Origin of the sequence: Klebsiella pneumoniae (assembly GCF_000742135.1) — a bacterium.
GTDB classification, from domain to species: Bacteria; Pseudomonadota; Gammaproteobacteria; order Enterobacterales; family Enterobacteriaceae; genus Klebsiella; species Klebsiella pneumoniae.
Map to the genome: position 1 here is coordinate 2768502 of NZ_KN046818.1, position 10558 is coordinate 2779059.

Here is a 10558-nt window from a genome sequence, read left to right on the forward strand (position 1 = left end):
CGAAACATACGCTTTTTACCTGCAATATTCATTATAAATATGCATAACCCGGTGATATGTATCGAATGTTAGCCATTTGTATATTTAATGCTAATCGTTTTTTTAATTTCAAAACCCTCCCATCACACTTGATCGAACCGGTCAAAAAGCAGCCAGCTGAAAGGTATCAGCAGCGACAATACTTGATCTAAATCACGTAATTTGTACTCAGAAGTGAGTAATCTTGATGACACCAACAGAGTGGAAGGCAGCAGTACCTGAAAGCGAAAGAGATAAAGCTTTTTTAGTAAATCGGTGAAACAGCGCCCTGATTTTTCTACATAAACATTTACATGCAAGCTGTTAACGGCCTGTCTATAATGTCGAATCGAGCGACTGATTTACTAAAAAAGTTTAACATTATCAGGAGAGCATTATGGCTGTTACTAATATCGCTGAACTGAACGCGCTTGTTGAGCGTGTCAAGAAAGCCCAGCGTGAATATGCCAGTTTCACTCAAGAACAAGTCGACAAAATCTTCCGCGCCGCCGCTCTGGCCGCTGCAGATACTCGAATCCCTCTCGCCAAAATGGCCGTAGCCGAATCCGGCATGGGCATCGTTGAAGACAAAGTGATCAAAAACCACTTTGCTTCCGAATACATTTACAACGCTTATAAAGACGAAAAAACCTGTGGCGTTCTGTCAGAAGACGACACCTTTGGCACCATCACTATTGCTGAGCCTATCGGCATCATCTGCGGTATCGTACCGACCACTAACCCGACTTCAACAGCCATTTTCAAATCGCTCATCAGTCTGAAAACGCGTAACGCCATCATTTTCTCTCCGCACCCGCGTGCAAAAGAAGCCACCAACAAAGCGGCTGATATCGTGCTGCAGGCTGCCATCGCGGCCGGCGCGCCGAAGGACCTGATTGGCTGGATCGATCAGCCGTCTGTAGAACTGTCTAACGCGCTGATGCATCACCCGGACATCAACCTGATCCTGGCGACCGGTGGTCCAGGCATGGTGAAAGCAGCATACAGCTCCGGTAAACCTGCTATCGGCGTCGGCGCCGGTAACACCCCGGTAGTCATTGATGAAACCGCCGACATCAAACGTGCCGTAGCGTCCGTACTAATGTCTAAAACCTTCGATAACGGCGTGATCTGTGCTTCTGAGCAGTCCGTTGTGGTGGTTGATTCAGTCTATGACGCGGTTCGCGAACGTTTCGCCAGCCACGGCGGCTACCTGCTGCAGGGTAAAGAGCTGAAAGCCGTTCAGGACATTATCCTGAAAAATGGCGCGCTGAACGCGGCTATCGTTGGTCAGCCAGCGGCCAAAATCGCTGAACTGGCAGGCTTCACCGTGCCGGCCACCACCAAAATTCTGATTGGTGAAGTGACCAACGTTGACGAGAGCGAGCCGTTTGCTCACGAAAAACTGTCTCCGACGCTGGCTATGTACCGTGCAAAAGATTTCGAAGACGCGGTAGCCAAAGCAGAAAAACTGGTCGCCATGGGCGGTATCGGTCACACCTCTTGCCTGTACACCGACCAGGACAACCAGCCGGCTCGCGTGGCTTACTTCGGCCAAATGATGAAAACCGCGCGTATCCTGATCAACACCCCGGCTTCTCAGGGTGGTATCGGTGACCTGTACAACTTCAAACTCGCGCCTTCCCTGACTCTGGGTTGTGGTTCCTGGGGTGGTAACTCCATCTCTGAAAACGTTGGTCCGAAACACCTGATCAACAAGAAAACCGTTGCTAAGCGAGCTGAAAACATGTTGTGGCACAAACTTCCGAAATCTATCTACTTCCGTCGTGGCTCCCTGCCAATCGCACTGGATGAAGTGATTACCGATGGTCACAAACGCGCGCTGATCGTGACTGACCGCTTCCTGTTCAACAACGGCTATGCCGATCAGATCACTTCCGTACTGAAAGCAGCGGGTGTTGAAACGGAAGTCTTCTTCGAAGTTGAAGCTGACCCGACGCTGACCATCGTACGTAAAGGTGCCGACCTGGCGAACTCCTTTAAACCAGACGTGATCATCGCCCTGGGCGGCGGTTCCCCGATGGATGCGGCGAAAATCATGTGGGTTATGTACGAACATCCGGAAACCCACTTCGAAGAACTGGCGCTGCGCTTTATGGATATCCGTAAACGTATCTACAAGTTCCCGAAAATGGGCGTCAAAGCCAAGATGGTGGCGATCACTACCACTTCCGGTACCGGTTCTGAAGTTACGCCGTTCGCCGTGGTGACCGATGACGCGACCGGTCAGAAATACCCGCTGGCAGACTATGCGCTGACCCCGGATATGGCCATTGTCGATGCCAACCTGGTGATGGATATGCCGAAATCGCTGTGTGCGTTCGGTGGTCTGGATGCGGTGACTCACGCCCTGGAAGCTTACGTTTCCGTACTGGCTTCTGAGTTCTCTGACGGCCAGGCGCTGCAGGCGCTGAAACTGCTGAAAGAGTACCTGCCGGCTTCCTATCACGAAGGTTCCAAGAACCCGGTTGCCCGTGAGCGCGTACACAGTGCCGCGACTATCGCCGGTATCGCGTTCGCTAACGCCTTCCTCGGCGTGTGTCACTCGATGGCGCACAAACTGGGTTCCCAGTTCCATATTCCGCACGGTCTGGCCAACGCCCTGCTGATCTGCAACGTTATCCGCTATAACGCGAATGACAACCCGACCAAGCAGACCGCGTTCAGCCAGTACGACCGTCCGCAGGCTCGTCGTCGTTACGCTGAAATCGCCGATCACCTGGGCCTCTCCGCACCAGGCGACCGCACCGCAGCGAAAATCGAGAAACTGCTGGCATGGCTGGAAAGCATTAAAGCTGAGCTGGGTATTCCGAAATCTATCCGCGAAGCTGGCGTTCAGGAAGCTGACTTCCTGGCCCACGTTGATAAACTGTCTGAAGATGCATTCGATGACCAGTGCACCGGCGCTAACCCGCGCTACCCGCTGATCTCCGAACTGAAACAGATCCTGCTGGATACCTACTACGGCCGCGAATTCGTCGAAGGCGAAGCCGGTGCGAAAGCCGAAGTTGCTCCGGTAAAGGCTGAGAAAAAAGCGAAAAAATCCGCTTAACCAACAGCGATAGCATCGCGACAAGCCCCGTCACCTGACGGGGCTTTTTTTATCCCCGCTATCAGCCATTCTTTATCGCCAGCTACGCCAACCTATAGCAGACATTAAAAAGGCGCCCACAGGCGCCTGTACGAGCTTCTGAGGGTATCAGCAGGGACGGTGCTGGTTTTGTACCTTGGTTAACGAACCGACGCTCAGCGCCTCTTTATAATGCTTACGGCAGACCGATACGTACCGCTCATTACCGCCGATGACGACCTGCTCACCCTCATTATAAGGACGCCCCTCCTGATCGAGGCGCAATACCATGCTGGCCTTGCGGCCGCAGAAGCAGATCGTTTTCAGCTCAACCAGCTTATCTGACCAGGCCAGTAAATACTGGCTGCCGGTAAAGAGCTCACCGCGAAAGTCCGTCCGCAACCCATAGCAAAGCACCGGAATATCCAGCGTATCGACAACTTCGGACAGCTCATGAACCTGTTCACGCGTCAGAAACTGGCTTTCATCCACCAGCACGCAGTGAATCGGCTTTAGCTGGTGCTCCGCCGCAATATCGTCAAATAACGAGGTCTGTGGATTATACAATCGGGCCGGCGAGGAGAGCCCGATACGCGAACTGACTTTTCCGGCGCCAAAGCGGTCATCAATCTCAGCGGTATAAACGACGGTACGCATCCCCCGCTCCTGGTAATTGTACGAAGATTGCAACAGAGCGGTCGACTTACCTGCATTCATTGCAGAGTAGTAGAAATAAAGTTGTGCCATCGGCTGCGTGACCCCAATCAAAGTGTTTTATCGCGGCGACGATTGTACCATATTTTATGCGCACAGCCGCGCTTTCAGCAGGGGTATTGTCGCGAAGCTGAAGGGCCTGCAAACCGAAAGGATTAAGATGATGAATTGAATTTTCAGGGCCACTATTTGTACGCCCCGTTACGCTACTGGCGCGGTAACCATTGTCTTTTCGTGCTTATAGACCGGTTGCCCATGGGCTATAAGCAGGGCTGCCGGTTGTTTTATATTAAGCCTTGTAACCAAAAATGCGCTAATACTGACGAGGGTTATTTACCCATGTAAAGGATCATTTCTCTCACTGAACCTCTCAAAAAGCATACCGTCTCAATGTTTTAGCTTGCCTTCGCCTCATCGCTATAAGCGATGAAAGATGTGAAGCGGCACGGGAATTTTAACTTAAATTAATTAATTCTCGCGACAAATAACCAGTAATTTTGAATTCCTTACATTCCCCCCTATTGCACAACGCATTTTATCGCTCTATTATTAGTTCAACAAACCACCCCACAATATAAGTTTGAGATTACTACAATGAGCGAAGCACTTAAAATTTTGAACAACATCCGTACTCTTCGTGCGCAGGCAAGAGAATGCACCCTGGAAACGCTCGAAGAAATGCTGGAAAAATTAGAAGTCGTCGTTAACGAGCGCCGTGAAGAAGAAAACGCTGCCGCGGCAGAAATTGAAGAGCGTACGCGTAAGCTGCAGCAATACCGTGAAATGCTGATTGCTGACGGTATTGATCCGAATGAACTGCTGAGCACCATGGCTGCCGTTAAAGCCGGTACCAAAACCAAGCGTGCTGCACGTCCGGCTAAATATAGCTATGTTGACGAAAATGGTGAAACCAAAACCTGGACCGGTCAGGGCCGTACCCCGGCTGTGATCAAAAAAGCAATGGATGAGCAAGGTAAATCACTGGACGATTTCCTGATCTAATCTCCGTTGATCGCTATAAAAAATCCCGCTGCGGCGGGATTTTTTTTGCCCTCAGGGCCGATATAAAAAAACCGGGAGTCCCAGATGCGCTCCCGGTTTGTACTTTCAACCGCGCGGATTACTTCGCTACCGCCGTTTCCAGCCAGGCTTTAAAATCGTCGCCCAGCGTTTTGTGACGAATACCATATTCGACAAACGCCTGCATGTAGCCAAGCTTATTACCGCAGTCATGGCTCTTGCCTTTCATATGATAAGCTTCAACCGTTTCTTTCTCGATCAGCATATCAATGGCGTCAGTCAGCTGAATTTCATCACCAGCGCCCGGAGGGGTTTTCGCCAGCAGCGGCCAGATATCGGCGCTGAGGACATAACGCCCCACCACCGCCAGGTTGGACGGCGCAACGTCAGCTTTTGGCTTCTCAACCACGCCCACCATTGGTACGCTTTCGCTCGGCTTCAGGGATTCGCCTTTGCAGTCAACCACGCCATAAGCGGTTACGTCTTCGACAGGTTCAACCATAATCTGGCTGGCGCCAGTCTCATCGAAGCGAGAGATCATCTCAGCGAGGTTATCGCGGCTCAGATCGGATTCATATTCATCCAGAATAACGTCTGGCAGAATAACCGCGACCGGCTCATCTCCCACTACCGGATGGGCGCACAGCACCGCGTGACCCAGACCTTTCGCCAGGCCCTGACGAACTTGCATAATAGTCACGTGCGGCGGGCAAATAGACTGCACTTCTTCCAGCAGCTGGCGTTTTACACGTTTTTCCAGCATCGCTTCCAGCTCAAAACTGGTATCGAAATGGTTTTCGATAGAGTTTTTCGACGAGTGCGTTACCAGAACAATTTCAGTAATTCCTGCAGCGATACATTCATTAACAACGTACTGAATTAACGGCTTATCTACCAGCGGCAGCATTTCTTTTGGAATCGCTTTGGTGGCCGGCAGCATCCTGGTGCCTAATCCCGCAACCGGGATAACCGCTTTTCTGACTTTAGAATTAAGGGCAGCCATTGAAATCTCCTGGACTGTTTGTTTTTTAAACTTCTCGTTACAAATAACGTGTCGAGTATATCAGTCAACCGCGTATTTACTGGTCTGAAAAGCTGCCGATAGCCTCGAATTAGGACTTTTACGCATAAAACTGCTCGATGTTACCACCGCTAAAGGGCAAGAGGTAATCCCGTCTGCTTAGATATAAACGCAATTGCTCATTCCGCAGACAACATTAAGCGTAAACGACCGCCAGCCCCCCAAATTTGGCACTGCCACGAGGTGCAGCGTTGGCTAATTTGGTTAAGATAAGCATCACCCAGTGTCCCCAAAGGAACGCCATTACTAATCTGAATTTGATGCTCCCCTGTATTCAGCGTGCCATTAAGTCCCGCTGACACCAGAATTAAATTTTTCAGCCCGCTGTGGTAATACCCTACTAACAGAGGGAACTGGCCCGGAAGATTTGCCTGACGCAGCAGTTGATTCACCTGTTTTAACAAACTTCCCATTTCTGGTAGCCGTTGTCCCTGGTGCGCCAGTTGCTCCTGCAGCAGACCATTAAACAACGCGCGCAGCAATAATGCTGCCAACACGCCATTATCGCCTGCGCGTGTGACATCCAGACAATAGAAAGCCAAATCATTTTCCGAAAGCGGCGCGATATCGAGTACCAGACCGGGCTTGTCTGCCGACACCAGTTGTCGATAATGAATACGGCAGTGCGACATTTCCTGTTGCACCGGCGGCTGTAATTCCTGCAATAGTCTTGAAGCGGCGATGGGATTACTGACCAGCGCATCCCAGTCCTCAAATAAACGCTCTTCCTCTTCCACGCGCGAACTGAACATCGCGGGATAGAGACAGGCGTAAACGGTCTCGCGCAGGCGATCGAAATCTTTTACTGGCTTTAACAGCACGTCCTGGACGCCAAGTCGCAACGCTTTAGCTATATCCGCCATGTTTTCGGTGGCGGAGATCATCAGGATCGGTAACTGTTCGCCGCGGTTACGCAGCGTTTCCACCAGCTCCAGACCGTTCATTCTCGGCATAGAAATGTCGCAAATCATCAGGTCCGGATGCACCTCCGTCATTTTATGCAGGGCATCCTTGCCATCTTCCGCCTGGAAGGTTGTTGCTCCCAGCGAGGTCAGCCATCCATGCAAGAGTGAGCGGAAAACGGGTTCGTCTTCAACTATCAGAATCTGTTTTCCCGCCAATGGCTGCGTCATGATATCTCCCCTGGCTGACGATAATTCAATAGTGGCACGCTATTCTCACTATCGCCTGTCAGAATTTGCTTAAGTCAGTAACTCGTACGTCAAACGGCTGTACGCACTAAGGGTAATAATTCATCCATTTTCTTTTCTACCGCCAGTTGCCCCGCGGCAATCGCCTCTCCGGCGCGATGAAAATCAAGCGTCGAAACTTGCGGACAGTATGGCTGCAACAGGATATCCGGCGGGTCACCCGCCATACGATTGCGTTTAAGACGGTTTTCCAGTACCTGGATAGATGTGGTCATGATCTCCATCGCCGTCGGCGTCACGGCCGTACGGCGGGAACTCATTCGCGTCAAGCGCGCGCGCAGACGAGTATGCCATGGCCCCTCCTTCTCTTCCGCTTCCTGCCGCGGCGTTTCAAGGGAGAACAAATCCTGCTGCATAAGATGGGCATCATGTTGCAGGTCGACGGCAATCACAATATCCGCTCCCATTGCCCGGGTGAGCGACACAGGAACCGGATTGACCACCGCGCCATCGACCAGCCAGTAACCATTATGCCTTACTGGCGACATTAACCCCGGCATACTGCAGGAGGCGCGAATGGCTAAATGTAGATCGCCTTCGGTAAACCACAGCTCCCTACCGGTGCTTAAATTGGTGGCAACAGCGGCAAACCGGCGCTCGCAGCGTTCAATCTCGGTGACGGGCATAATGCGGCGGTAATGATTGAATACCTTTTCCCCCCGCAGCAGTCCCCCCCGGCGCCAGGAGAGATCCATCAGCTTCAGGACATCCCAGTTGCTGAATGAGCAGACCCATGATTCGAGTGCCGGGAGTCGGTTACAGGCATACGCCGCCCCTACCAGCGAACCGATAGAACAACCGGCTACGATATCAATCTCAATACCGGCCCGCTGGAGGGCGTTGATGACGCCAATGTGCGACCATCCGCGAGCGGCTCCCGCACCTAGCGCCAGACCAATTTTAAGCTTTCTCATTAGTACTAATAACTATCCTTCCACTCTGAGCGTGGCAACATTGTCACGGCTCAGTTAACATAATGCCCTTTGGCGTAGAAGCGCCGTTACTCTGTCTTCCATGGAGGCAGTTTTGTCGCAATTATGCCCCTGTGGCAGCGCACTGGAGTATAGCTCATGTTGCCAGCGATATCTGTCCGGCGCTGAGCTTGCGCCGGGCCCGTCACAGCTTATGCGCTCCCGTTATAGCGCGTTCGTCATGAAAGACGCTGACTATCTAATCAAAACCTGGCACCCGTCCTGTCAGGCGCAGCAATTTCGCGCCGAACTGGAGAAAGGGTTTTCCCAGACCGAATGGCTGGGCTTAACCCTGTTCGCCAGTGATGAGGGGCGAGTTCCAAATGAAGGTTTTGTCAGCTTTGTCGCCCGCTTTAATGACAATAACCGCCCTGGCGCCATTATTGAACGTTCCAGATTCTTAAAAGAAAATGGACAGTGGTACTATATCGACGGGACACGACCGCTGATTGGCCGTAACGACCCCTGCCCCTGCGGCTCAGGTAAAAAATTTAAAAAATGCTGCGGCCAGTAACGCTGGCGCAGCGCTTGCAAACATTACAGGATTTTCCTCGCGATGCATTCATTACAACGTAAAGTACTACGCACTATTTGCCCTGATCAGAAAGGCCTCATCGCGCGTATCACCAATATCTGCTACAAGCATGAACTCAACATTGTGCAGAACAATGAGTTTGTTGACCACCGTACCGGTCGTTTCTTTATGCGCACCGAACTGGAAGGCATTTTTAACGACGCTACTCTGCTGGCCGATCTCGACAGCGCCCTGCCTGAAGGCTCCATCCGCGAACTGAATCCGGCAGGCCGTCGCCGGGTGGTGATTCTGGTGACGAAAGAGGCGCACTGTCTGGGCGATCTGCTGATGAAAGCCAACTACGGCGGGCTGGATGTCGATATTGCCGCGGTTATCGGCAACCATGACACCCTGCGCTCGTTGGTGGAGCGCTTTGGTATTCCGTTTGAGCTGGTCAGCCATGAAGGACTGAGCCGCGAAGAACATGATCAGCGAATGGGCGATGCTATCGCCGCCCACGAACCGGATTACGTGGTGCTGGCCAAGTATATGCGCGTCCTGACGCCAGAATTTGTCGCCCGCTTCCCGAACAAAATCATCAATATCCACCATTCGTTTTTGCCGGCGTTTATCGGCGCCCGTCCCTATCATCAGGCCTATGAGCGCGGCGTGAAAATCATTGGCGCTACCGCCCACTACGTGAATGACAATCTGGATGAAGGCCCGATCATCATGCAGGACGTGATTCACGTCGATCATACTTATACCGCAGAAGATATGATGCGCGCTGGGCGCGATGTTGAAAAAAACGTCTTGAGCCGGGCGCTGTATCAGGTACTGGCGCAGCGCGTCTTCGTTTACGGTAACCGGACGATTATTCTTTAATCGACTGAGAAATGAATTGGTTAGCTTTACGGCGTTACGTGTAAAAATCAGGCAACCAGTTTATTTTTGTCAAACGAATGCTTTACAGGGACGCATCATTTGGTATGATGCGCCCCGCTTCCCGAGAAGGAAGCAGGCCAGTACCAAGCATTACCCCGTGGTGGGGTTCCCGAGCGGCCAAAGGGAGCAGACTGTAAATCTGCCGTCATCGACTTCGAAGGTTCGAATCCTTCCCCCACCACCATTATTCACTACAGTGATATGGTTTCCCCGACAAGCGTAAACGATGTTTGCACTTAGCGGGAAGGGTAAGAACCTTCGACTAAGGTTCGACTCGAGCGCCAGCGAGAGAACGTTGCCGCAGGCAACGGCCCGAAGGGCGAGGAGCGATAGCGACGAGTTATCCTTCCCCCACCACTGTTGCACTCTCAGCCACCTGTTCTGCTGTCTCATCGCTCGCGCTTCGCTTAGCGAGGCTACAAGTGGTGCCGTCTGCTAGCCCGGACAGGTGCGCAGCACCGCCTCCGGAAAAACTCACAGCGGTGGCAACCGCCTTTTTACCGGCGAGCTTTTCACCACCGAGGTGTTACACTGCGCATACTCCGCCAGACCATCCAGCAGGGTATCCAGCTGGGCAATATCGCGCACCACGAGACGCATCACAAAACAATCTTCACCGGTCACCTTGTCACTTTCAATACATTCCGGCATCGCCTGGATATATTTATCCACCTTCTGCAGCAGCCCAGGCAGCGGACGGACCCGCACCAGCGCCTGCAGGCTATAGCCCAGCGCGGCGAGATTTACCCTCGTCCCATAGCCCTGAATAACGCCCCGCTCCTCCAGGCGCTTCACCCGCTCGGCGGTGCTCGGCGAGGTCAGCCCCACTCGCGCGCTCAGGACCTTGAGCGAAACTCTGGCATCCTGAGTCAGGCAGGTGAGGATCGCCCGGTCAATTTCATCAAGTACGTCATTCATATATTTCACCTAATTATAAAAGGCATTTCCCCCCTTCTACCTTAATTCAGCCATATCACCCTGTCAGGGTTTTTC

General features: G+C 52.2%; 11 protein-coding genes, 1 tRNA gene and 1 other RNA gene. 7 read left to right on the forward strand and 6 right to left on the reverse strand.

The genetic code is table 11. The features are described from left to right. Positions 1 to 122: 122 nt before the first annotated feature. Positions 123 to 338: a hypothetical protein gene (locus tag DR88_RS0126005; RefSeq protein WP_004145398.1), complete on the reverse strand. Its 216-nt coding sequence runs from the start codon at positions 336 to 338 to the stop codon at positions 123 to 125. 77 nt (positions 339 to 415) lie between these two features. Here DR88_RS0126005 and adhE point away from each other — a divergent pair, with 77 nt between their 5' ends. Further along, positions 416 to 3091 (forward strand): bifunctional acetaldehyde-CoA/alcohol dehydrogenase, encoded by a 2676-nt coding sequence (gene adhE / locus DR88_RS12330; RefSeq protein ID WP_004148758.1) that lies wholly within the window; start codon positions 416 to 418, stop codon positions 3089 to 3091. A 147-nt stretch (positions 3092 to 3238) separates the two neighbouring features. On the opposite strand, the gene tdk is transcribed toward adhE, so the two are convergent. Continuing rightward, positions 3239 to 3856, reverse strand: a complete 618-nt coding sequence (gene tdk / locus DR88_RS12325; RefSeq protein ID WP_002910100.1) for a thymidine kinase — start codon at positions 3854 to 3856, stop codon at positions 3239 to 3241. 7 nt (positions 3857 to 3863) lie between these two features. On the opposite strand from tdk, the gene DR88_RS30815 reads away from it, so the two are divergent. Together DR88_RS30815 and hns are read left to right on the forward strand one after the other, a co-directional pair. Next, the gene (locus tag DR88_RS30815) at positions 3864 to 3995 is read left to right on the forward strand and encodes a hypothetical protein (protein ID WP_032434749.1); all 132 of its coding nucleotides are present in this window, start codon (positions 3864 to 3866) and stop codon (positions 3993 to 3995) included. Between the two features lie 422 nt (positions 3996 to 4417). Beyond that, complete coding sequence (gene hns / locus DR88_RS12320; protein WP_002910103.1) at positions 4418 to 4825, forward strand: histone-like nucleoid-structuring protein H-NS; 408 nt, start codon at positions 4418 to 4420, stop codon at positions 4823 to 4825. Between the two features lie 118 nt (positions 4826 to 4943). Here the strand turns inward: hns and galU are convergent, their stop codons facing one another. The 3 genes from galU to rssA form a co-directional block, all read right to left on the reverse strand. Next, entirely contained in the window at positions 4944 to 5846 is a 903-nt protein-coding gene (gene galU / locus DR88_RS12315) for a UTP--glucose-1-phosphate uridylyltransferase GalU (RefSeq protein ID WP_004148760.1), read from the reverse strand. 197 nt (positions 5847 to 6043) lie between these two features. Continuing rightward, entirely contained in the window at positions 6044 to 7057 is a 1014-nt protein-coding gene (gene rssB / locus DR88_RS12310) for a two-component system response regulator RssB (RefSeq protein WP_002910107.1), read from the reverse strand. A gap of 89 nt (positions 7058 to 7146) precedes the next feature. Continuing rightward, the gene (gene rssA / locus DR88_RS12305) at positions 7147 to 8049 is read right to left on the reverse strand and encodes a patatin-like phospholipase RssA (RefSeq protein WP_002910108.1); all 903 of its coding nucleotides are present in this window, start codon (positions 8047 to 8049) and stop codon (positions 7147 to 7149) included. A 112-nt stretch (positions 8050 to 8161) separates the two neighbouring features. On the opposite strand from rssA, the gene DR88_RS12300 reads away from it, so the two are divergent. The 4 genes from DR88_RS12300 (at position 8162) to DR88_RS27400 (ending at position 9925) form a co-directional block, all read left to right on the forward strand. Beyond that, the gene (locus DR88_RS12300; protein ID WP_023287747.1) at positions 8162 to 8620 is read left to right on the forward strand and encodes a YchJ family protein; all 459 of its coding nucleotides are present in this window, start codon (positions 8162 to 8164) and stop codon (positions 8618 to 8620) included. A 42-nt stretch (positions 8621 to 8662) separates the two neighbouring features. Next, complete coding sequence (purU, locus tag DR88_RS12295) at positions 8663 to 9505, forward strand: formyltetrahydrofolate deformylase (RefSeq protein WP_004151854.1); 843 nt, start codon at positions 8663 to 8665, stop codon at positions 9503 to 9505. 159 nt (positions 9506 to 9664) lie between these two features. Beyond that, positions 9665 to 9749, forward strand: a tRNA-Tyr gene (locus DR88_RS12290). Positions 9750 to 9792: 43 nt separating this feature from the next. Beyond that, positions 9793 to 9925, forward strand: a non-coding RNA gene (locus DR88_RS27400) — RtT sRNA. Positions 9926 to 10039: 114 nt separating this feature from the next. On the opposite strand, the gene DR88_RS12285 is transcribed toward DR88_RS27400, so the two are convergent. Then, positions 10040 to 10483, reverse strand: a complete 444-nt coding sequence (locus DR88_RS12285) for an Lrp/AsnC family transcriptional regulator (RefSeq protein WP_004211128.1) — start codon at positions 10481 to 10483, stop codon at positions 10040 to 10042. Between the last annotated feature and the right edge of the window lie 75 nt (positions 10484 to 10558).

Bases quoted from the DNA above. Each gene is read 5' to 3' on its own strand.
- adhE (WP_004148758.1), top strand. From the start codon at position 416: ATGGCTGTTACTAATATCGCTGAACTGAACGCGCTTGTTGAGCGTGTC.
- tdk (WP_002910100.1), bottom strand. From the start codon at position 3,856: ATGGCACAACTTTATTTCTACTACTCTGCAATGAATGCAGGTAAGTCG.
- hns (WP_002910103.1), top strand. From the start codon at position 4,418: ATGAGCGAAGCACTTAAAATTTTGAACAACATCCGTACTCTTCGTGCG.
- galU (WP_004148760.1), bottom strand. From the start codon at position 5,846: ATGGCTGCCCTTAATTCTAAAGTCAGAAAAGCGGTTATCCCGGTTGCG.
- rssB (WP_002910107.1), bottom strand. From the start codon at position 7,057: ATGACGCAGCCATTGGCGGGAAAACAGATTCTGATAGTTGAAGACGAA.
- rssA (WP_002910108.1), bottom strand. From the start codon at position 8,049: ATGAGAAAGCTTAAAATTGGTCTGGCGCTAGGTGCGGGAGCCGCTCGC.
- purU (WP_004151854.1), top strand. From the start codon at position 8,663: ATGCATTCATTACAACGTAAAGTACTACGCACTATTTGCCCTGATCAG.
- DR88_RS12285 (WP_004211128.1), bottom strand. From the start codon at position 10,483: ATGAATGACGTACTTGATGAAATTGACCGGGCGATCCTCACCTGCCTG.